Source organism: Halodesulfurarchaeum sp. (assembly GCF_036626455.1).
Classification (GTDB): domain Archaea; phylum Halobacteriota; class Halobacteria; order Halobacteriales; family Halobacteriaceae; genus Halodesulfurarchaeum.
Genome location: NZ_JAZKRK010000005.1, coordinates 26318 through 46570, shown reverse-complemented (window position 1 = coordinate 46570; position 20253 = coordinate 26318). Strand labels below are relative to the sequence as shown.

Below are 20253 nucleotides of genomic sequence, written 5' to 3'. Positions count from 1 at the left end.
AATGAGCGACGAGGACCGGTCGCCTGGCCCGGGAGATATTCCCCGGTGGCGGGCATGGGTCATCGCGGCCCGACCACATGTGAAACCGGCTGGAGCATCGCCAGTGGTCGTCGGCACGGCTCTGGCCGTTCACGAAGGGGTGTTTGCACCACTGCCGGCCATCGCCGCGCTCTTTGGTGCGCTCCTGCTTCAAACAGGGACGGACTTCGCGAACGACTACTTCGACTACGAGAAAGGGGTGGATTCCGACGAATCGGCGGGCTATGTCCGTGTGAGTCAATCCGGCCTCATCCCCGCTAAGCGCGTTTTTGGGGCCGCAGTGCTCAGTTACGGGCTGGCCTTTCTGATCGGGATTTACCTGGTCTCGATCGGTGGCCTTCCGATCGTCATTATCGGATTGGCGAGCATCGCCAGCGGCTTTGCGTACTCCGGGGGTCCCTATCCCATCGGCTCACACGCGCTTGGGGATCTCTTTGCGTTCCTGTTTTTCGGCGTCATCGCCGTGACTGGAACCTATTACGTCCAGGCGAGTGCCCTGCTTTTGGAAACGATCCCGCTCACAATCCAGCCCGAAACGCTGCCACTCTCTGCACTCGTTGCCAGCCTCTCGATGGCCGGCCCGGTCACGAATATCCTGGTCGTAAACAACATTCGGGACATCGAGGACGACCGCGAAGGGGGCAAACGAACTCTCGCTGTCCTGCTTGGGTACCGATGGAGTCGAGTGGAATATGTGCTGTTGACCGCCGTTGCCTATGCGGTCCCAGTCTGGTTTTTCCTCACCCAAGGGATCGGTCCAGTCGTCTTGCTTCCCTTCCTCAGTCTCCCGCTTGCCATCTCCGCGACGCGCATGGTGTTGACGGGTCGAAACACGGCCGAACTCAATCCGGCACTCGAACGAACCGGACAACTCGTGGCCGCCTTTGGAGGCCTCTTTGCACTTGGATTGGTCCTATGAGCGCAACAATTGACTCGTTCGAACTGAAACTCGATCCGCCACTGCAAACGGCCCGTGAAACTCTCCACACGAGACAGGGGGTTCTGTTCCAGGTCGGTACTGGTCCAACGGGGCTAGGAGAGGCAACGCCACTCCATCCGTTCACGGAATCATTCGAAGCGTGCAAACAGGCCCTGGAACGTGCCACAAAGGCCTACACGGATGCAGGGTGGCCTAGAGCGTTCCGAGTCGTCTCCAAGACAACCAAAGGGCGGCTCCGTTATCCAGCAGCGAGACATGCGGTCTCGTTAGCAGCACTGGATCTGGAAGCAAAGCAACAAGAAACGCCGCTCTATCGATTGCTTGGCGGCCAGGCAACCGGACAGGTCCCCGTCAATGCGACCATTGGTGATGGGACAGCCACAGAAACAGCCCAGAGAGCAGGTGTCGCCAAACGGGCCGGTTTCCCGGCCATCAAACTCAAAGTCGGAGCCGGTTCGATTGACCGAGATGTCCGACGGCTCCGGTCTGTCCGGGAAACGGTGGGTTCTCACATCGAACTCCGTGCAGACGCAAACGGTGCCTGGAACAGGGCAGACGCCCAACAATTCCTTTCGGAGACCGCTTCATTCGGGTTGTCCTACGTCGAACAGCCCTTGCCAGTCGAGCAAACGCGTGCACATGGGCAATTGCGAGGCAGTGGAACAGGAATTGCCCTCGACGAAAGCATTGCTGAAACCGTGGTCACCACCCTACTCCGTAAAGACGTTGCAGATGTGTACGTGCTCAAACCGATGGCAATTGGTGGAATTGACATCGCGCGAGGATTGACAAAACGGGTTCGACAGGCTGGGGCAACACCGGTGGTAACCTCGATTTTCGAGAGCGCTGTCGGGCGAATGGGTGCCGTTCACCTCGCAGCGTCCCTCGAGAACCTGCCACCCTCCGGCTTGGCGACTGCCGAACGGTTCGAAACGGATCTCGCTCCGGATCCCGCGCCAGTCCGAAATGGCGCTATCGAACCGCCGACTGACCCGGGTCTCGGTATCGAGGGGGTGACAATCGATGGATGAGTACCTCCGACAAGCGGCACGAGAGCGGCCGGACCACCCCGCACTCATCGACGCCAAATCAGGGAGGACGTGGTCGTATGCCAAGCTCAATGACTGGGCAGATCGTATCGCCAGCGAACTCACAGATCATGACACCAAACCTGGTGATCGGATTGGGTTAATCATGTCCAGGAGCCCGGACGCAATCGCCACGGTTTGGGGTGTTTTTCGGGCTAATGGGACCCTGGTTCCACTCGATCCAGGTGAACCAGCAGCAGAAATTCGGTCCCGCTGTAAGCGCGCGGACACCCATCTCTGTCTCACCAGTCCCGAAACCTCGATTTTCGATGTCGAAACGGATGAGCTCCCCGTGCCAACAGTGGACACAACAACGCTTGCCACCGATTCCACAACCGACCGGACAGAGCCGGCCCAACCGTCTCGCTCCGGAAACAGCCGCGCTATCGACGAAACTCGCGTGATTCTGTTTACCTCAGGGACCACTGGGACGCCGACAGGAGTGCGCTTGACGGGGCGAAATCTCGGTGCTAGTGCTGCCTCGACCGTACAACGGCTTGAGGCCAATCCCACGGATCGGTGGCTCCTCGACCTCCCACTCTACCACGCAGGTGGCCTCTCGATCCCGATCAGAACCGCGATGCTGGGGGCAACGACTGTCCTTCGTCGCTCTTTCGACGCCACAGAAACAGCCCAAGCGATGGACGAATACGACATCACGGGCGCTTCACTGGTCCCAACGATGCTGGAGCGACTGCTTGAGGAGCCTGGAGTCCCCAAATCGCTTCGATTCGTCCTTGTCGGGGGCGCTGCTACAGCACCTGCACTAACGAAGCGGGCCCTCGAAAACGACATACCACTCTACACGAGTTACGGAATGACTGAAACGGCCTCTGGCATCGCCACGGCGACGCCAGCGGAACTTCAAACGAGGCCCGGCACCGTGGGCCGACCAGTACAGGCGGCGACCGTGTCAATCCAAGACGATACTGACAAGACGGTCCCGCCAGGCGAAATCGGCGAAATCACGGTCTCTGGGCCGATCGTCAGTCCCGGCGGGGTGGACGGAACCGAAAGGGACCCCGACGACCACCTTCGAACTGGGGACCGAGGATTCCTGACCGAACGTGGCCTGCTGGTCGTCACCGGTCGGATCGACGATCTGATCGTCACTGGTGGGGAAAACGTCTCACCCAGAGAAGTGGCGGCCGCAATCCGGGGCACACACCCAGTTTCAGCGGTCTCAGTATTAGGGCTTCCAGACGACGAATGGGGTGAACGCGTGGCCGCAGCGGTTGTAGTCGATGAAACGGAGGCCTCCTCAGAGCGGATGGCTAAAACGATCCGGGAACGCCTGCGTGGGCAACTGGCCGATTACAAGCTCCCGAAGACTGTCTCCATCCTCGACTCGCTCCCGAGAACTGCCTCGGGGACCGTGGATCGGGCTGCACTTCGGGAGCGATTACTGACTGAAGAAACCTGACGCTGGGCCAGTCGGTGGCCCCGGGAGTCTTCACTCAAAGGCCCTGTGGCCAATGTGTAATACTGAACCTTTAAACGGTTTCGCCGGGAGAATCAACCAATGAGCGCGTCATCCATCGAAAGCGATCTCTCCGAGGACGAGCGGGACGCCCTCGAACTCGTCAGGGAGCGGGGGGCCATCCATCAGTCGGAATTCTGGAAGGAACTCGATGTCTCCTCGCGAAAGGGGAGTCGGCTTGCCACCAAACTCGAAGATGGAGGCCTGATCGAGCGCGAGCAAACCGTCCATAACGGGAACACGACCTATCTTCTGGAAGCCGTGGTTATCGAAGAAGACCTCGATTTCTCGCTGATGATGGCTGGGGACATGCTCTCGCCATTTGTCGGCGAGGAAAACGCCGATCCCGAGTCTGATCGCTTCTCGCAGTGGATTATGAATCTGGTCTACGAAGAGTAGCGCACCTATCGACGATGCCGGCCGGACCCTACTCCAGTGCGCTGCCGGCCCGTATGATCTGTTTTTCTCCGAACGCTGGCCCGATCAGTTGAAAGCCGACTGGGAGGCTATCCGTCTCGCCAACCGGCACCGAAATCGCCGGCAGGTTCGCCAGGTTGACTGGCACCGTGTTCGCGTCGATGAGGTACATTTGCAGCGGGTCCTCCAGACTTTCACCGAGTTTCGGCGGAAGCACCGGCATCGTCGGGGTCGCCAACACGTCGGCCTCCTCGAAAGCCGCATCGAAGTCCTGTTTGACCCAGGATCGGGCCTCCTGTGCTTGTTTGTAATACTTGTCGTGGTAGCCTTCTGAGAGCGCGAAGGTGCCCAGGAGAATCCGCCGAATGACCTCCTCCCCAAATCCTGCAGAGCGGGCGGCCGCGAAAGATTCGTTCCAATCACCGTCGAAACCACCAGCGGTCCCGAAGCGGACCCCATCGAATCGAGCCAGGTTCGACGATGCCTCGGACATCGCGATAACGTAGTAGGCGGCCACAGCGTATTCGACTGAGGGCAACTCGACTTCGACGGTTTCCGCGCCCTGCTCTCGGAGTTGTTCGAGCCCGACTTCGAATCGCTTTCGAACCACCGGATCACTGCCCTCGAGTAGTTCCGTCGGAATCCCGATCCGCAACCCGTCGACATCCCCATCCGCTGCTGCAGCATAGTTCATATCTTTGCCCGCTTCGCGGGTCGTCCCATCGTGCTCGTCGGGACCGGCGATGACCGAAAGGAGGTCCGCTGCCTCCTCGACCGAGGGCGCGATCGGTCCGATCTGTTCGAGACTGTTCGCGTACGCGACCAGTCCGTATCGGGAGACGAGGCCATACGTGGGCTTGATGCCGACAGTTCCGGTGAACGCCGCTGGACAGCGAATCGAACCACCGGTATCAGTGCCCAGCGCCAGGTCAGCCTCCCCGTTTTTGACGGCGGCGGCACTCCCCCCGGATGAGCCACCCGGGACGCGGTCTTCGTCGACCGGGTTTTTCGTCGGTCCAAAGGCGGAGGTTTCGGTTGTCGTCCCCATCCCAAACTCGTCCATATTCGTCTTCCCGACGATCGTTGCCCCCGCGTCTTTCAGCTTCGAAACTACCGTGGCGTCGTAGGGCGGGACGTACTCCTCGAGCATTTCGGAGCCACAGGTCGTGCGAATGCCCTCGGTGCTGATGTTGTCCTTGACCGCGATCCTTTGTCCGGCAAGCGGGCCCGCGGCCTCACTTTCGATCTCCGTCCGGGTGATGAACGCGTTCAGGCTCATGACACACGCGGCCCTTTGAAGCGGCCCGACTCACTCTCGGTAGCATTCTGCAGGGCTTCGTCCTGGGAGAGTGACTCCTGAACCTCGTCATTTCGCATGACGTTCACGAGTTCGGGCTCCGAGTCCACGTCCGGAACTTCTTCCAGCGCGTCGAAGTAATCGAGGATCTCCTGGAACTGCGTGGCAAACGCACTGATTTCCGAGTCGTCCAGTTCGACCCGGGCGAGTGACGCCACCCGCTCGACGTCCGCTGTGTCGACAGGCTCGGTTGACATACGAGCGGAAAGGGGTGGTCGTTCGGTAAGAGTTTCGATACCCGCACTTAGAAGAAACTCGCGAGTCGGTTTTTCACCCGTCGTTTGGCCCCACCGGCCGCCTGGCGGAAGCTGATATGCCACGGCGTGCGCCGTCCTTCGACGGTCGTTTTGCCCTCGCGAATAGCGTCGATGATCCCCTGTGCAGATTCGGTCTGGGCGTCGACGGCGGTGACCGCCTGTCCGACGAGTTCCGCGATATGCGCGTCCGAACCGGCAGTCTGGGGCAATTGTTGGTCCTCGGCGAAGGATTCGGCCTTCCGATTAGCCCGGCCGGTTAGCAACCGTGAGTTGTAAACTTCGATGGCGTCGGCCGTACTGAGTGCCTCCCGCGAAATGTTCGGTGCGACCCCGCTCCGTGATTTTTGAAACGGGTGCGGGACGACAGCAATACCACCGGCTTCGTGAATCGCCTCGATCGTCTCACTGAAGGGGAGTTCGGCCGGAATCTTTCGATCGATCCCAAGTGCCAGGACGTGCCCAGCCGCAGAGGTGACCTCCATCCCTGGAATACCGATAAGATCGAACTCGGGCGCCAGGGCGACCGCCCGTTCACTTTCTGCAAACACGTCGTGGTCGGTGACTGCAATAGCGTCGAGACCCACTGCAGCGGCCTGCTCAAGAAGCATCTCGACCTGGTCCCGGCCGTCGTAGGAGCCTTCCGAATGCGCGTGAAGCTCGACGGTAAGCACGAGGTCGGCTTTGTGGCCGGGAATCAAAAACGAATCGGTCGAGGTGTATCCAAAACTGTGGACATGAGAAACCCTATAATCGACCGCGATGTCCATCGAGATGAATGACTCTGGCCGATCCGGACCTCGAACTGGTCACGGACACCCTCGATCGCGAACCGACGAGACCGGAGGCCGCACTCTTCGAGAACCTCTGGAGCGAACACTGTGCCTACCGATCCTCTCGACACCTATTAGGGGCGTTCGAGAGCGACGGGGAACAGGTCGTCGTCGGTCCAGGCGACGACGCCGCAGTCGTGGCCCTCGACGAGGAGAATTACGTCGCGTTCGGCATCGAGAGCCACAACCACCCATCGTACGTCGATCCCTACGATGGGGCCGCCACCGGCGTCGGCGGAATCGTCCGGGACATCATCTCGATGGGGGCGTATCCCATCGGACTGGCCGACTCGCTGTATGTCGGGGACTTCGACGAGGAACATCCCCGATACCTTCTCGAGGGCATCGTCGAAGGGATCAGCGATTACGGGAATTCCATCGGCGTCCCGACGATCACCGGGAGCACCCGGTTTCATCCGGACTACGAAGGGAACCCCCTCGTCAATGTCGCCTGTGTCGGCCTCGTGGACGACGAGCGACTGCTTACAGCGGAGGCAAGCGAACCGGGGAATAAACTCGTCCTGGTTGGCAATGCCACCGGTCGGGACGGGCTCGGCGGGGCGAGTTTCGCCAGCGAGGACCTCGGCGAGGACGCAGAAACGGAGGACCGGCCAGCGGTCCAGGTGGGAGACCCGTATACGGAGAAACTCCTCATCGAGGCCAACGAGAAACTCGTCGAGGGGGACCTGGTCGAATCCGCCAGGGACCTCGGTGCAGCAGGACTTGGGGGCGCATCTTCTGAACTGATCGCAAAGGGCGGGCTGGGAGCCGATATCGACCTGGATTCAGTCCACCTCCGTGAGACGAACATGAACGCAATGGAGATTCTCCTCGCGGAGTCCCAGGAGCGAATGGTCTACGAAGTCCGCCCGGAGAACGTGCCGTCAGTAGAATCTGTCGCTGATACCTTCGATCTCGAGGTCTCGGTCATTGGGGAAACCACGGACACCGGTCGATACGTGTGTGACTTCGAGGGAGAGACCGTCGTCGATGTTCCAGCCGAGTTCGTCGCTGATGGCGCTCCGATGAACGACCTCCCAAGCATCGAGCCCACCCAACCTGAACCGGACCTTCCTGCTATCGATCTTGAATCGGCCACAGAGACGGTGATCAGTAGTCCAAACACCGCAAGTGACGAGTGGGTCTACCGCCAGTACGACCACGAAGTCGGCACCAGAACAGCCCTCCGACCGGGTGACGACGCCGGCATCCTGGCGATTCGAGAGGCCGACCAAGGACTGGCCTTCACCTCGGGGACAGAACCCACCTGGACCGAGACGGCACCCTACGAAGGGGCCTATGCAACGGCCATCGAGAACGCGACGAACCTTGCGGCGAAGGGGGCGAAACCACTCGCAACAGTCGACTGTGTCAACGCCGGGAACCCAGAGAAACCTGACGTGTACGGGGAGTTCGCGGCGATTGTCGACGGCCTCGCAGACGGCTGTTCGGATCTGGACATCCCGGTGGTCGGTGGCAACGTCTCCCTCTACAATGATTCGAACGTCGGCCCGATTCCACCCACCCCCACTCTCGCAATGATCGGGACGGCCCCGTCGTTCGACGCGCCAACTCTCGCCGCGAAGGGAGCGGGTGAACTAGTACTGCTCGGTGGGTTTGAGGAGCGACTTGGGGGCTCAGAACTCCTGGCCCAAATCGGCGGCGCGGATCGGTTCCCGGAACTCCCGGAGAATCCGAAGGCCCGCATTGAGGCGATCAAAACGGTCGCGGGGCTCGACAGTACAGTGGCCGTCCACGACGTCAGCGATGGCGGCTTGATCGTCACGCTCGCCGAAATGGTTCACGAGGCGGGTGGCGTTGAGGTGAACGTGCCGAACGCCAAAACGCTGTTTTCCGAAGCGCCAGGGCGCATCGTCGTCGAGACCACCGATCGAGATGCACTCGAATCAGCCGTAGGCGAGACGCTGGAAGTCCTTGATATCGGGTCGGCAACTGCGAGGGCCAAGCTGGACGTGACCGTGGACGCTGCGGAAGAGACAGTCTCGTACGATACAGCGACACTCGCAGAGTTCCGGTCGACCCTCGAAGCCCTCGGCTGAACAGCAAGTTTTGGCGGTCCCGAAACTGATCCGGGCTTAGAACGCTAGCGGGAGCACGACCGCCAGCAAAAGCCCGATGGCCAGGACTACGAAGCCGATGGTTACCTCACGCGATCCGAAGGGCTGCATTGGTGCGGTGACACGGCCCTCTTCGGTTTCGGCGGATTCCTCATCGTCCATGTCCGAACGTGGAGGCTCCGATTACTTTGCTGTATCGAAGGCCTGTCGAAAACTGATCGCGGTTTCCTGAGAAAACCCAGTCTCGTCCTCCTGAGAACTACAGCATGAGTTGGTCCTATCCAAGCACATTTGACAATACGCTTAAACTCCTCTATGGCCAGAAATAGGTATGGCACGCTGCCCAACCTGCAAGTCCGAAATCACTCACGTCGATGCGGAAATGATAGAATTGAACCCCTCGACAGAAGTCGAGAGTGAAACCGAAGAGCCGTCGCAGGCCATTGCGACAGTTTGTCCGGAGTGCAACGCAATTATCGGAATCTGACAGAGGGTCCACAAAGGGAGGGACCATAGCCGGGGACTGCGCTAACCGGTAGCCTATTTACTCGCGGTCCGCACACGTTCAGTATGGATTCGAGTGCCGGCCGTGTGATAGGCAGGGTGGAGGGAAACCGATGACCCTGACCAAACGCATTATACCCTGTATTGATGTCGATACCGACGATGAGGGGAATGCAGCGGTGTATACGGGTGTGCAATTCGAGGACCTGGAGTATACTGGCGATCCGGTCGATATGGCAAAGCGCTACAATGAGGCGGGAGCCGACGAGTTCGTCTTTCTCGACATTACGGCCTCGGCAGAAGGGCGTGAAACCATGCTCGATACAGTCAGACGAGTCGCAGACGAGGTGTTTATTCCCCTGACTGTCGGTGGGGGCATCAGAACCGTCGAGGACATCAGGGAAACACTCCGCGCTGGTGCCGACAAGGTCTCAATCAACACCGGAGCAATCGAGCGCCCCGAACTCATCACTGAGGGTGCCAAGGCCTTTGGCAATCAGTGTATCCTCATCAGCGTCGATGCCAGACGTCGATACGACGAGGAAGGACAACACTACGTCAAAATCGACGGCGAATCGGTCTGGTTCGAGGCGACGATTCACGGCGGGCGAAAGGGGACCGGGCTCGACGTCCTCGAATGGGTTCGCGAGGCCGAAGAGCGAGGGGCCGGCGAGATGTTTATCAATTCGATTGATCAGGATGGGACAAAAGATGGCTACGATCTCCCCTTGATGAAGGCTGTCTCGGAGGCCGTTTCGACGCCCGTGATCGCCTCCTCTGGCTGTGGGAGTCCCCAGCACATGGACGAGGTGTTCGACGTCGGGGCTGACGCCGCGCTGGCCGCCTCTATTTTCCACTTCGATGAGTACACGATCCAGGAAACGAAAGAATATCTCGACGAACAGGACATCCCGGTCCGACTGTGAAACGGGGGAACGGAACAGTTTGATTCGACTTAGGCCGCCGCTTCGAACGCGTTCTGAAAGTCCGTCAGTTGGTCTTTGATCCGAGTTGCAGCCGCCTCAAGTGCGTCGAGTGGGTCCGTCCCGTCCTCGGTTTTGATCGTCAGGACGGGTTCGGTTTGCCCACCTGATTGTTCCGGATTCATGTCGTAGGTCGCCGCTGAGACGTCTTCGGCCTCGAGCAAGGCTCCCTTGAGGACGTTCATGAACGTATGATCCTCGCCGGCGATTTCGATGACGAGTTCCGATTCTCCCCGTTCGATGACCCGAAGATCCATGCTCGCGAGTAGTCCAGTGAGTCGTTTGAACGTTTCGACCCTGGTCGGCCTGCAAGCGAGACGGTCCGGAGGGATTTAGGGGCCCCGCGGAGAGGAGTCGGTATGGACCCGCTCATACTCGGGGCCAGAGTGGCTGTAATTCTGGCTGGCCTGGTGGCGGCCTCAGTGGTCTACTCGATGGGGGCCTCTGCCAGGGAGTTTGCCAACAGGCTTCGTTCTCGACTCCTCTTTGGCCTCCCACTCGGAACACTGCTGACGATTTTGCTGGTCGCCGGATTTTTCCTGTTCGTCCAGGGTGGCTGGGGCCACCGACGTGTCCTAACACTCCCGTTTACGTCCTGGTCGCTCCGCTATCCGCTGGGCATGGCAACTGCACCTTTGGCTCACCAGAACGTCGGCCATCTCATCGGGAATCTCACTGGATTTCTCGTATTCGGCACGATCGCCGAATACGCGATGTCCCATTTCCCGGTGGGTCGAGGGAACGCAGCCTTCGGATCGCTTCGAAGGAATCCGTACCTTCGAGCCATACTCTTCGTCCCGGTCGTCGTGTTTGGGGTCGCATTGGTGACGAGTCTGTTCGCGTGGGGACCAATTATCGGATTCTCCGGGGTGGGATTTGCCGCCGTCGGATTCGCCCTCGTCTACTTTCCCGTTCTGACAGTCGTGGGCCTCGTTGCAAGGGAATTCCTGGACACAGTCGTCTGGGCGCTACGGGACCCGATCGTTACGGCCTCAGCCGGAACCTCCTATGGGAGCCCCTGGTGGGCAAATATAGCAATTCAAGCACATCTCCTCGGACTGCTTCTCGGGGTCGGACTCGGGCTTGCCCTTCAGTGGCGACGGGCAGAAACCCCTGGAATCAACCCCTGGCGGCTCTTCCCGGCAAGTCTTCTCATGGGGAGTTCCATGACTCTCTGGGCCGTGTGGTGGTATCAGGGCTCCAGCTCGTACCAACTGTTTCGGGGACCAGGAGTCGTCATTGTCGTCGGCGTCGCCCTCTTGGTGACGATTGCTGGAAGTCTCCACGAGTCACCGATCGCAGATCTCAGCGCTCGGCAGGTCTCACTTGGACTCGTCGTGTTTCCAATCCTTCTGATGGGCGTGATCGCCATGCCGATTAACCTGACCGCTTCGACCACCGAACTCGGCGCACCAGGAGCCACTGTATCAGTCGATGGGTACGAAATCGGCTACGGTGATGAAGTGGTTGATCCACGCTTCGACCCGATCAATATCTCCGACTTGGAAACACCGTCACCCCCCACCGCCACAGGGGTTATCGTCACAAACGAAAAGCGGCATCTCTGGACTGAGGCCGTCCCCGCGGGTCGACTCCAAAACGCAGGCCAGTCGACGATTACCGTCGGTGGACTCGGGTGGCGGGAAGAAGTCACTGTCACCAGAACTGGGTGGCGAGCCGCGGGAGGTGGCTCTGCGTTTTCCGTGACAGCAAAGCCACCTGATGGAGCCAAAACCGCCCTGTTCGAGAGCGAACAAGCTCAGGCAAATACCGTCGTCAACGGACACGAACTATCGATTGAGCCGTCGAACGAAACGTTCGTGATCGAAGCCACGGCCACGAATAGCTCGACTGTTGCCAGCCTCCCAGATCAGGTGACAGTTCCTTCGCCGTCGAATGAGACAACCCTGGGGACGCTCACCATCGTGAACAACGAATCAGTTATCTGGGTCGAACAGAACGAAACTTGGGTTCCGGTCTTCGAGCGCGAAAACAGATAGTTCTTCGAGCGGGAGAACAGGTGGGTCTTCGGGCGCTTGACTTCCTCCCCGCGCTACAGCGCGAACCGTTCTCCTCGCATTTTCGTAATCCGGAGACACGTCTGACGCGAACTCAGGAGAGACTTCGAACGCACAACTTGGTGGTTTCTCAGGCGTCCCACGCGACCCGATACAGTTCGGCCTGAATCTCGTGGTTTTCGGCCTCGTGATGGCGGAACTGTTTGGGGACGTGAAATTCGACCCCGTAGGCGTGGGTGATCCGTCCGCCGTTGTCCATCGTGAACGCCTCGAGGAACTCCCGACTTCCCGAGTTGTGAATCGTATACGAGACGGCGGCGCCCGTCGCGATCCCCTCCAAGAAATCCCGGTCCGCGTGGCGAGTGTCTTCGTGAGCGCCAAAGGGTGGATTCGCGATGACCGTCGACCCTGCCAGGTCGACCGGAAGGTTGGTCACGTCACCCCGAACCCAATCGACGGATTCGGTGTCCGACAGCACGGATTCGTTCTCCTGGGCGAGTGAAAGCGCCCCTACATCGAATTCGACTCCCACAACGCGCTTTGGAGCCCGGAGTGCCGCTCCAAGCGCAAGCATCCCCGTTCCACTTCCGAGGTCGACCACCGTCCGGTCCTCGATGTCCCCCTGGAGGTCAGCAAGCGCAACGAGATGGGCCGCCACTTGGGCTGGGGTTCGGTATTGTTCCAAGTCCGCTTCTGGAGATTCGAAGTCCGCAACTGACTGCAGCTCCGCCTCGAGTTGCGATTTCAGTCCCATGTGTCTTCCTGTGGAAATCCCACGATCACCATGTGCCTTCGAAGGTGTCGAATTCGAGTGCGTCCATCGGTTCCTCACCCACGGCGATTCGATATTCCTGTGGGGTGAGCAAGGGCTGATCGAACTGCGGCCCATCATCGGTCGTTATCCGGGGACACGCCGTGTTGACGTAGGCATCCAGACCGAAGTTGCGGAGGTGGTCCGGGGTGATCTCGTCGAGGGTAATGAGATAGGCGTCATCGTTCTCGGCGACGATCGTTTCGGCAATCCCGTGTCGGCGCTGACCAATTTTTGTGCCCGCGATAACCCCCCACGTCTCCGCATCCATCGCTGAGTGGATCGCCGCGTAGCGTTGTTTGATGAATTTCTCCGCAGAGGCCGGTTTCACGACGTTATTGACCGGATCGGCGATCACGACACGCTTTTCCGGGTTGTCCATTGCGAGTCCGGACGGGTGGAATCCGCCCCCACCAACGTAGAGGACCTGATCGGCCGGCACCTCTGCACTGGCGTAATTACAGCCCAGGACCTGTCCCTCGTGGGTCAGGCGCTCGTCTCCTCGCCTGGTATGGACCGTAAAGCCACGGTCCTCGAGGAACGACTGCATCATTTCGAACTTGTTCATGTGCTGGGCCGTCGTAACCAGGCCCACCTCGTCCCCTTCGAGATGCCCCACAGCTTCCTCGAGAATCGGTTCGACGTCCACGTTCGAAAAGAGTGGCACGTAGATGACGTCCCCGCCTTCGACCATCGGAGAGTGACCGAAATGGACGAACACGTCGGATCGTCGCATGAGATCGGTGTCGAGATCACAGGCCCCGAAATTTGCCTCGCCTGAGATGTAAATCCGCACCTTCTCGGGGAGGAGTTCGTCGAGGTCGTCAGCGACACCCGCTGCCCGTCGTTTGAGCCCTTCCGGAAACTGGAGGGCAACCGTATCGGCATCCCGTTCTGCCACAGCATCCGCGACGCGGTCGAGTTCGTAATCCCACTCCCGATCGTGTTTGAGGGCGAGCCCAGTGTCCCTGAGATCGCCATCCCAGCCCTCGGAGTCGCTCATTACGCCGGTCTATCCGTTTCGAAGGGATAACCCACCCGGTCCGGGAGCAGGCGTCTGGAACCCGAAGTGGCTTAGGACTGTCCACCCCTGCACCCAATCATGGAGGTTCATAGCGATTGGGGGGACTGGCTCCCCACGGCGGTCGCGGAGGCGGAACCGGACGGGATCGCACTGTGGTATCTGGGGTGCAACGGGTTCGTGCTCAAAGCCGGAGACGGGACGACCCTGTTTATCGACCCGTATCTAGGGACAGGTGATCCGCCACGAACGGTCCGGATGATCCCGATCCCGTTCGAACCCGAGAACGTGACCGAGGCAGACGCAGTCCTGGCAACCCACGAACACACCGATCACGTCCACGGACCGAGCCAGGCACCGATCCTCACAGGAACCGGCGCACCCTTCCTCGGGCCAGGAGCGAGCGTAGAGAAGGCCCGTGAAACGGAAGCCTGGACCGAGAACTACGGGGTTCTCGAGGACCAATTCAAGGTGGTGTCACCCGGAGAGACCCACGAATTCGGGGCCCTCACAGTCCATGTGGAACCCGCTGTGGACCCTGACGCCATCGAACCGGTCAGTTATCTCTTCGAATACGACGGAACGACCGTCTTTCACGGCGGGGATACGAAACCAGGCGAAAAAATGGATTCCGTTGGCCGGACGTACGACATCGACCTGGGAATCCTGGCGTTTGGAAGTGTGGGGCGCATTCCTGACAAAGAAACACGGGAGCCAAAGCGGACCAAGTGGTATAACGACGAGACCCAGCTCATGGATCTCGCCGAAACGCTCCACCTGGATCGACTGCTGCCGAGCCATTGGGACATGTGGAAGGGACTGACGGCCGACCCGACGGCCCTCTTCGAGCATCGTCGGTCCCGGGAGTATCCAGAGACCATCGACCTCCTGGAGATCGGGGACCGAATCGACATCACGTGAAAGCGGCTTTTATGCGTGACCGCCCGTTAGACCGTGATAGACATGATACGACGAGGTGGTTCTCGTGACTGAGGAACAGGTCGTCCAAGTGGACGGCGTGCAAGTGAGTAAATCGTTCGACGCGGAGGGATTCCCGGTCCCGGCAGTGACCCTTTCAATCAAATCCAACCGGGACGAACCCGTGGCCCTCGAGTTGACAGAGTCAGTCCCCGAACAGTTCGACATCGATCAAATCGGCTTTCACCCTGACTACGGCAGCGATGACTGGAACGCTAGAAGCGATGGAACGCTTCGGTTCGAGCGTGAGATCGACCCCGGCGAGTCGATGACGACAGTGTACGGGATTCGGATGGACGACCGGACGGATCCGAGTCCGCTCCTCGACGAACCAGCGATCGAGGTGGAGCCGGCCACCGGCGAATCGGCAAGTGAGCGCCAGGCCGCAACAAAGTCAGATCTGACAGGTGACTCGGCGACACCGGACTCAAATACTGGTTTGACCCCTGAAGGACACGAGTTGCCCAACGACGACGCCGAGATAATCGGGGGATCGAATCCAAACGAGGCGGAGTCGAGTGAATCCGAGTCGGCCATGCAATCCATGCCCTCGGAGACACCAACCGACGAGGGGGTCGACACCGCCGGAAATGGGATTAACGGTGACGATTCCCAAGAGGGGTCTGAGACGACAGAGCGAACCGAAACCCAAGAGCGCACGAGTGAAGATCTCTACTCGACGAGCCCCGACGAGGGGTCGAGTGGCAGGCGAGAGGAAACCGCGTCTGACACGTCGGATTCGGAACCGACAGTCGCTGAAGTGGCGGCCCAGAAAACAGATTCACAGTCCGATTCGGTTCCAAGGACAGACAACCACTCAAGTGAGTCCGAGGACCCAGCGGCCGAGGCGTCCTTGGTCGATCAGCTCATCGATGAAATCGATTCGGGCACAGTCAGCGAGGAGAAACAGGCGACCCTCGCTGATGCCCTCATGGAGTCGACCAGAACCGAACAGGTCCAATTCGACCATCTTCAGTCCCGCGTCTCGGAACTCGAGGCCTACACTGGCGCACTGGAGGACTTCATCGAATTGGCCGGGACGAGCGACGACATCCAGGAGGTCATCGCAAATGAGGTAAGCGACCTCGAATCGACCGTTTCAAACCTGGAATCCGGTCAGCGCGAACTCGAGGACAAACAGAAAGCGATTCTCGAGGAACAGGCGGACATCCAGAAAGGAACCGAAGTCCCCGAGGCGACCATCACTGAACTTGAAGAGGGTCAGGAGGCTCTCGAGAACGATATTACGGACCTCCAAGCGGAATTCGGTGACGTCCAAGAGGACATCACCGAATTCGAAGGCGGATTGGATGCGCTGGAAGACGAATCCGAAGAACTCGTTGACGAAATGGAGAAGCTCGCGTCGGCCCAAGAAGCACTCGAGTCTAAACTCGACAAGCAGCCGGCACACCAAGGCGAATTCCAGGAGACAATCGAGGATCTGGTCTCCGAGCAGGCAGCCCTTGCAGCTGGACAAGATGCCCTCGATGACGCGCATGAGGACCTGGAAGCAACAGTTTCGAACCTCGCAAGCGAGCAGGATTCCCTCGTCGATTCAGTCACAGACATCACGGAGACCCAGGAAACGTTGAGCGACCAATACGCCGACCGCACAACTGACCTCGACGCGATGCGAACCGCTCATCAAGAGGTCCTGGAAAGCCACGAAAGCCTCGAGGAAACTGTCCAAAGCCTCGAAGCTGATCAGGAAGAACTCGTCGACTGGCAGAAGGATCTCGCCGACCAGCTACAAGGACTTGGAGAGCGAACGAACGAACTGGAAACAGTCGTTGGAACCATCGAATCCGCACACGAGGACCACGAAGCTACTCACGAAGACCTCGAAGGGGCCTACGAGGAATTGGAGACGACCACCTCGGAGCTCGAATCCAAGTACGGGGGGCTCGAATCGAAACTCGACCAGGTCGAGTCAACTGTCAAATCACTTGAAGCGGCGTTCGAATCACTCGAGGCGACCGAAGACCTCGAACGAGTCGAGGGCGATCTCAACGCACTCGATGAACGCCTCTCGGACCTCGAGGAAATGCAACACACCGTCTCCGAACTAACGAGTGATTTCGAGGCCATGGAAGCGGATATCGAACGGATCCGGACCGTCAGCGATCAGCTCTCTGACGTCTTCTAAAACCCCAGTCGGCATCCCGGTCGAATCTGACTTTGATTGCTATTCGGCTTGCTCCAGGTCGTCTTTTTCGATCCGATTCGCGGTGAACCGTTTGCCATCAGGGAAGAGGTTTTCCGCCGATTCCGGTTCCTCGTCCGGCTCGAAGATCTTCGGCTCGATTCGCGAGACGCCCTTGATGTCTCTGGCACCCTCGGTACCTGGTGACACCATTCGATTCATGTAGTCCTGGTGTGCTCCGATCGGTTCACGGTCTTTGAGGTAGGAGACAACACCTCCGAGTGCTTCGCGGATGGGAATGACGACGCGATACGCATCCGCAGATTCGACGACCACATGGGTCGTCTCCGGCGAAACGGACGCGGTGTCCAGCAAGGAGCCGACCGTCGGGCCCGTCCAGGCGGCCGTATAACTGCTTCCCGTTGCACAGATGATCTCGACATCCACCGTTCGGACCTCGAGTTCTTCGATGGTGTCCGCCGTGACAGTAAACGGGGTCGGCCCAGAAACGGTCACTTGTGGCTCGTAGGCAAGTGATTCGGCGAGCCGTCCCTGCTCTTCCATACGCCATTCGAGGGGGCGTGGGGTCATAAATCTCGTCACAGCGGTATCTCTGCCTGCCGAAGAGTACATTACGGGGACGCCCACGGTATACGTATGGCGCGAGAGAGTTACCAGGAGCAACTCGATCAACTACGGAGTGACGTCCTCTACATGGGCGAACTCGTGGGCGATCGACTGCTGACGGCACTGTTGGCGATGCAATCAAAGGATGACGAAGCAGCGATGACGGTAATCCACGGGGATGCGGAAATCAACGAACTCTATCTCGAACTCGAAGGTGACTGTGTCGACCTGCTAGCACTACAGCAACCAGTCGCCTCGGATCTCCGATTTATCGCCGCTACGTTCAAAATTATCACCGACCTCGAACGGATCGGAGATCTGGCTACGAACCTCGCCGATTACAGCCTGGATGCGGATCGGGACGTCTTTCCCGAGGTCGATATCCAGTCAATCGGCGACGAAACCCTGGCAATGCTGGAAGAGGCAATGGTCACTTTCGATACGGAGGACACGGAGGCCTGTCTCAAAATCGCTGACTGGGACGAAGATGTCGACGAACAATGCCGGGAGGCTTCGGAGGCGGTCGTCCGAGATCTCATGGAGCGGAATATCGATCAACACACGGACGACGAGGAAATTGAACACCTGATGAACGACGTGTCCAGGTTGTTGCTGACGATCAGGGATCTCGAACGGGTCGGTGACCATGCAACAAACATCGCAGCCCGCACCCTCTACATGAGCGACGGTGACGATCAGTTGATTTACTAGCTCAGTCGTCCGCGACGCTTTTGGAGTCAGACTCTATTTCGATGCTCGGCGGATAGGCCCCACGTTCGAGTTTGAGATCGCTCTGCGGCCGGGCCATACACGTCAACGCGTAGTCTTCAGTTTCCGCCTCGGTTAACCCGCGAGCTGCAGGTTGTGTTACGTCCCCGTCGACGATTTTGGCCGAACACGCCAGACACATCCCAACCCGACAGGAATATTCCTGGGAAATGCCTTCGCGGATCGCAGCGTCGAGGACAGTCTCGGTCTCGGCGACCTCGATCGTCTCGCCGGTCCCGACGAACTCGACGGTGTGAGTTGACATGGTCCCGTGTACGGAAATCACCCCTATAACACTTTTCTCCCGAGCGGAACGGGCTGTCACCGCCCCAAGGATTCTATCCAAACGACCGACAACGGTTTTGATGGTGGGAAATAATTCGGGGGCATGCCCCCCGTTCAGGACGGCGACATCATTGTGGTCGGCGCCGGGACTGCAGGGTCCTACGCCGCGGCGACGATGGCCCAAGCCGGACTCGACGTGCAGGTATTAGAGCGAAAACCCGAGTCGGACGCCGGTCACATCGCGTGTGGCGATGCACTGAAGGGGGCCGACGAGTTCCCGGAATCCGTCCCGAAAACCGAGTTCGACGAGGCGATTACGAATCCTGACGTCGATCACGGTCGATTCGAGATTCCGAGCGTCGACACAGTCATCGACATTCCGGTTCCTGGCGAACTCGCCGTGATCGACCGACTCGACTTTGGAAAATCGATTATTGAAGCAGCCCAAGACGCCGGCGCGACCTACGTTTTCAACACGGTGGTGACCGACGTGGTCCAGACTGATGGACAGGTTACAGGTGTCGTCGCAACTCGGAACGGAGACCCGGAAACATACGAAGCAGATATCGTCATCGACGCTGCTGGGGCACTCTCGATCTTGCAGGACAAAGCCGATCTCGAGGCCACAACCTTCGATACCAATGTCAGTTACAAGCAGTTCACGTCGGCCTACCGTGAAGTGCTCGAAGTTCCTGAGCCGGTTTCATGGGACGATGCCCTCGTATTCAAACCGACCGATAGAGCAGAGGGATACATCTGGTATTTCCCCAGAACACCGACCGAGATTAACGTCGGCGTGGGATTTCAGATGACGGCCGAGCCGATGAAACTGGTCCAGGCAATGAAAACGGACCTCGAAGCCCGGCCGGAGTTTCAGGACGCGACCGTGGTCGATAAGTTGGGGGCAGCCATCCCGACACGTCGGCCCTACGACTCGGCCGTTGCACCGGGATATATGGCCGTCGGAGACGCGGCCGGTCACGTCAATCCGACAACGGGTGGAGGCATCGCGGGCGCTGCTTACGCGGGGTACTATGCGGCAAACACAGCAGTTTCAGCCATCGAGAATGGCGACGTGAGCGAAGCAGCGCTCTGGGACTACAACGAAGCGGTCATGGAACATTTCGGAGGCCGCTATGCCAGTCTCGACGTGTACAACATCCTGACTACGACCGTGGAGGTGGAGGACCTCATGGGCCTCCTCACCTCGATTCCGGCAGAAAAGGTCTCGGAGGCACTCTATGCGGGGACAGCCGAATTCGGCTGGGGGTTGAAATTGCGAACGCTACTGGGGAGTTTGAGCCACTGGCAATTGCTCTATCGGCTCTATCAGACCAAATCTGTGGCCGACCGATTGCTCGCTCAGTACAAAAAATATCCCGAAACCCCCGCCGATTTCGAGGCCTGGCAAGCCCAACGGGACGAAATCATGGAAGAGGTGTATACTGTCACCGGAGCAGATCCGAAATATTGAGCCGAACGGAGGTTCCGGTCGAGTCTTCCCACATGTCAGCAATGAGGTTTATACCAATGGTAATGATTTTTCACCCAAGACCTTTGAGACGATAGACAGCGATCCCCCATCATACCGCCCAATTAACCAAATTGATTAAGTAGGTGGTATTCGTT

The 20253-nt window shown here is 59.1% G+C and carries 21 protein-coding genes; 12 read left to right on the top strand and 9 right to left on the bottom strand.

Annotation, left to right across the window (positions count from 1 at the left end):
* Position 1: 1 nt before the first annotated feature.
* The 4 genes from V5A26_RS02900 (at position 2) to V5A26_RS02885 (ending at position 3946) form a co-directional block, all read left to right on the top strand.
* The gene (locus V5A26_RS02900; RefSeq protein ID WP_332320682.1) at positions 2 to 958 is read left to right on the top strand and encodes a 1,4-dihydroxy-2-naphthoate polyprenyltransferase; all 957 of its coding nucleotides are present in this window, start codon (positions 2 to 4) and stop codon (positions 956 to 958) included.
* Positions 955 to 2010, top strand: coding sequence for an o-succinylbenzoate synthase (menC, locus tag V5A26_RS02895; RefSeq protein WP_332322205.1), 1056 nt, complete (start codon positions 955 to 957; stop codon positions 2008 to 2010). Before V5A26_RS02900 ends, menC begins: the two co-directional genes overlap by 4 nt.
* Positions 2003 to 3490, top strand: a complete 1488-nt coding sequence (locus V5A26_RS02890; RefSeq protein WP_332320684.1) for a class I adenylate-forming enzyme family protein — start codon at positions 2003 to 2005, stop codon at positions 3488 to 3490. Before menC ends, V5A26_RS02890 begins: the two co-directional genes overlap by 8 nt.
* Before the next feature lie 99 nt (positions 3491 to 3589).
* A complete protein-coding gene (locus tag V5A26_RS02885) occupies positions 3590 to 3946 on the top strand; it encodes a helix-turn-helix transcriptional regulator (protein WP_332320685.1) in 357 nt (118 codons plus the stop codon).
* A gap of 28 nt (positions 3947 to 3974) precedes the next feature.
* Here V5A26_RS02885 and gatA read toward each other — a convergent pair whose 3' ends face one another.
* Genes gatA through V5A26_RS02870 form a run of 3 tightly spaced genes read right to left on the bottom strand, consistent with a single transcriptional unit; the run spans position 3975 to position 6249 of the window.
* The gene (gatA, locus tag V5A26_RS02880) at positions 3975 to 5243 is read right to left on the bottom strand and encodes an Asp-tRNA(Asn)/Glu-tRNA(Gln) amidotransferase subunit GatA (protein WP_332320686.1); all 1269 of its coding nucleotides are present in this window, start codon (positions 5241 to 5243) and stop codon (positions 3975 to 3977) included.
* A complete protein-coding gene (gatC, locus tag V5A26_RS02875) occupies positions 5240 to 5518 on the bottom strand; it encodes an Asp-tRNA(Asn)/Glu-tRNA(Gln) amidotransferase subunit GatC (RefSeq protein ID WP_332320687.1) in 279 nt (92 codons plus the stop codon). Before gatC ends, gatA begins: the two co-directional genes overlap by 4 nt.
* Positions 5519 to 5565: 47 nt before the next feature.
* The gene (locus tag V5A26_RS02870; protein ID WP_332320688.1) at positions 5566 to 6249 is read right to left on the bottom strand and encodes a PHP domain-containing protein; all 684 of its coding nucleotides are present in this window, start codon (positions 6247 to 6249) and stop codon (positions 5566 to 5568) included.
* Positions 6250 to 6353: 104 nt separating this feature from the next.
* Here V5A26_RS02870 and purL point away from each other — a divergent pair, with 104 nt between their 5' ends.
* The gene (gene purL / locus V5A26_RS02865) at positions 6354 to 8468 is read left to right on the top strand and encodes a phosphoribosylformylglycinamidine synthase subunit PurL (protein WP_332322204.1); all 2115 of its coding nucleotides are present in this window, start codon (positions 6354 to 6356) and stop codon (positions 8466 to 8468) included.
* A 36-nt stretch (positions 8469 to 8504) separates the two neighbouring features.
* Here purL and V5A26_RS02860 read toward each other — a convergent pair whose 3' ends face one another.
* Positions 8505 to 8648, bottom strand: a complete 144-nt coding sequence (locus V5A26_RS02860) for a DUF7550 family protein (RefSeq protein ID WP_332320690.1) — start codon at positions 8646 to 8648, stop codon at positions 8505 to 8507.
* A gap of 169 nt (positions 8649 to 8817) precedes the next feature.
* On the opposite strand from V5A26_RS02860, the gene V5A26_RS02855 reads away from it, so the two are divergent.
* Together V5A26_RS02855 and hisF are read left to right on the top strand one after the other, a co-directional pair.
* On the top strand, positions 8818 to 8973 hold the full coding sequence (locus V5A26_RS02855; RefSeq protein ID WP_332320691.1) for a hypothetical protein: 156 nt from the start codon (positions 8818 to 8820) through the stop codon (positions 8971 to 8973).
* A gap of 130 nt (positions 8974 to 9103) precedes the next feature.
* Entirely contained in the window at positions 9104 to 9916 is an 813-nt protein-coding gene (gene hisF, locus V5A26_RS02850; protein WP_332320692.1) for an imidazole glycerol phosphate synthase subunit HisF, read from the top strand.
* A 29-nt stretch (positions 9917 to 9945) separates the two neighbouring features.
* On the opposite strand, the gene V5A26_RS02845 is transcribed toward hisF, so the two are convergent.
* Complete coding sequence (locus V5A26_RS02845) at positions 9946 to 10230, bottom strand: DNA-directed RNA polymerase subunit L (RefSeq protein WP_332320693.1); 285 nt, start codon at positions 10228 to 10230, stop codon at positions 9946 to 9948.
* A gap of 102 nt (positions 10231 to 10332) precedes the next feature.
* Between V5A26_RS02845 and V5A26_RS02840 the strand changes: the two genes are divergently transcribed.
* Entirely contained in the window at positions 10333 to 11973 is a 1641-nt protein-coding gene (locus V5A26_RS02840) for a rhomboid family intramembrane serine protease (protein WP_332320694.1), read from the top strand.
* Positions 11974 to 12121: 148 nt separating this feature from the next.
* Here V5A26_RS02840 and V5A26_RS02835 read toward each other — a convergent pair whose 3' ends face one another.
* Both V5A26_RS02835 and dph2 read right to left on the bottom strand, forming a co-directional pair.
* Positions 12122 to 12745, bottom strand: coding sequence for an METTL5 family protein (locus V5A26_RS02835; RefSeq protein ID WP_332320695.1), 624 nt, complete (start codon positions 12743 to 12745; stop codon positions 12122 to 12124).
* 25 nt (positions 12746 to 12770) lie between these two features.
* The gene (gene dph2 / locus V5A26_RS02830; RefSeq protein WP_332320696.1) at positions 12771 to 13805 is read right to left on the bottom strand and encodes a diphthamide biosynthesis enzyme Dph2; all 1035 of its coding nucleotides are present in this window, start codon (positions 13803 to 13805) and stop codon (positions 12771 to 12773) included.
* Positions 13806 to 13904: 99 nt separating this feature from the next.
* On the opposite strand from dph2, the gene V5A26_RS02825 reads away from it, so the two are divergent.
* Together V5A26_RS02825 and V5A26_RS02820 are read left to right on the top strand one after the other, a co-directional pair.
* A complete protein-coding gene (locus tag V5A26_RS02825) occupies positions 13905 to 14744 on the top strand; it encodes an MBL fold metallo-hydrolase (RefSeq protein WP_332320697.1) in 840 nt (279 codons plus the stop codon).
* Between the two features lie 64 nt (positions 14745 to 14808).
* Positions 14809 to 16947: a hypothetical protein gene (locus V5A26_RS02820; RefSeq protein WP_332320698.1), complete on the top strand. Its 2139-nt coding sequence runs from the start codon at positions 14809 to 14811 to the stop codon at positions 16945 to 16947.
* A 39-nt stretch (positions 16948 to 16986) separates the two neighbouring features.
* Here the strand turns inward: V5A26_RS02820 and V5A26_RS02815 are convergent, their stop codons facing one another.
* Positions 16987 to 17508 carry a molybdopterin-dependent oxidoreductase gene (locus tag V5A26_RS02815; protein WP_332320699.1) on the bottom strand — a complete coding sequence of 174 codons (522 nt, stop codon included), beginning with the start codon at positions 17506 to 17508 and terminating at the stop codon, positions 16987 to 16989.
* 93 nt (positions 17509 to 17601) lie between these two features.
* Between V5A26_RS02815 and phoU the strand changes: the two genes are divergently transcribed.
* Positions 17602 to 18282, top strand: a complete 681-nt coding sequence (gene phoU, locus V5A26_RS02810; RefSeq protein WP_332320700.1) for a phosphate signaling complex protein PhoU — start codon at positions 17602 to 17604, stop codon at positions 18280 to 18282.
* Position 18283: 1 nt separating this feature from the next.
* On the opposite strand, the gene V5A26_RS02805 is transcribed toward phoU, so the two are convergent.
* Positions 18284 to 18604 carry a 2Fe-2S iron-sulfur cluster-binding protein gene (locus V5A26_RS02805; protein ID WP_332320701.1) on the bottom strand — a complete coding sequence of 107 codons (321 nt, stop codon included), beginning with the start codon at positions 18602 to 18604 and terminating at the stop codon, positions 18284 to 18286.
* Positions 18605 to 18727: 123 nt separating this feature from the next.
* Here V5A26_RS02805 and V5A26_RS02800 point away from each other — a divergent pair, with 123 nt between their 5' ends.
* Positions 18728 to 20098, top strand: coding sequence for a geranylgeranyl reductase family protein (locus V5A26_RS02800; RefSeq protein ID WP_332320702.1), 1371 nt, complete (start codon positions 18728 to 18730; stop codon positions 20096 to 20098).
* Positions 20099 to 20253: the final 155 nt, after the last annotated feature.

Bases quoted from the DNA above. Each gene is read 5' to 3' on its own strand.
- V5A26_RS02900 (WP_332320682.1), top strand. From the start codon at position 2: ATGAGCGACGAGGACCGGTCGCCTGGCCCGGGAGATATTCCCCGGTGG.
- menC (WP_332322205.1), top strand. From the start codon at position 955: ATGAGCGCAACAATTGACTCGTTCGAACTGAAACTCGATCCGCCACTG.
- V5A26_RS02890 (WP_332320684.1), top strand. From the start codon at position 2,003: ATGGATGAGTACCTCCGACAAGCGGCACGAGAGCGGCCGGACCACCCC.
- V5A26_RS02885 (WP_332320685.1), top strand. From the start codon at position 3,590: ATGAGCGCGTCATCCATCGAAAGCGATCTCTCCGAGGACGAGCGGGAC.
- gatA (WP_332320686.1), bottom strand. From the start codon at position 5,243: ATGAGCCTGAACGCGTTCATCACCCGGACGGAGATCGAAAGTGAGGCC.
- gatC (WP_332320687.1), bottom strand. From the start codon at position 5,518: ATGTCAACCGAGCCTGTCGACACAGCGGACGTCGAGCGGGTGGCGTCA.
- purL (WP_332322204.1), top strand. From the start codon at position 6,354: ATGACTCTGGCCGATCCGGACCTCGAACTGGTCACGGACACCCTCGAT.
- V5A26_RS02860 (WP_332320690.1), bottom strand. From the start codon at position 8,648: ATGGACGATGAGGAATCCGCCGAAACCGAAGAGGGCCGTGTCACCGCA.
- V5A26_RS02855 (WP_332320691.1), top strand. From the start codon at position 8,818: ATGGCACGCTGCCCAACCTGCAAGTCCGAAATCACTCACGTCGATGCG.
- hisF (WP_332320692.1), top strand. From the start codon at position 9,104: ATGACCCTGACCAAACGCATTATACCCTGTATTGATGTCGATACCGAC.
- V5A26_RS02845 (WP_332320693.1), bottom strand. From the start codon at position 10,230: ATGGATCTTCGGGTCATCGAACGGGGAGAATCGGAACTCGTCATCGAA.
- V5A26_RS02840 (WP_332320694.1), top strand. From the start codon at position 10,333: ATGGACCCGCTCATACTCGGGGCCAGAGTGGCTGTAATTCTGGCTGGC.
- V5A26_RS02835 (WP_332320695.1), bottom strand. From the start codon at position 12,745: ATGGGACTGAAATCGCAACTCGAGGCGGAGCTGCAGTCAGTTGCGGAC.
- dph2 (WP_332320696.1), bottom strand. From the start codon at position 13,805: ATGAGCGACTCCGAGGGCTGGGATGGCGATCTCAGGGACACTGGGCTC.
- V5A26_RS02825 (WP_332320697.1), top strand. From the start codon at position 13,905: ATGGAGGTTCATAGCGATTGGGGGGACTGGCTCCCCACGGCGGTCGCG.
- V5A26_RS02815 (WP_332320699.1), bottom strand. From the start codon at position 17,508: ATGGAAGAGCAGGGACGGCTCGCCGAATCACTTGCCTACGAGCCACAA.
- phoU (WP_332320700.1), top strand. From the start codon at position 17,602: ATGGCGCGAGAGAGTTACCAGGAGCAACTCGATCAACTACGGAGTGAC.
- V5A26_RS02805 (WP_332320701.1), bottom strand. From the start codon at position 18,604: ATGTCAACTCACACCGTCGAGTTCGTCGGGACCGGCGAGACGATCGAG.
- V5A26_RS02800 (WP_332320702.1), top strand. From the start codon at position 18,728: ATGCCCCCCGTTCAGGACGGCGACATCATTGTGGTCGGCGCCGGGACT.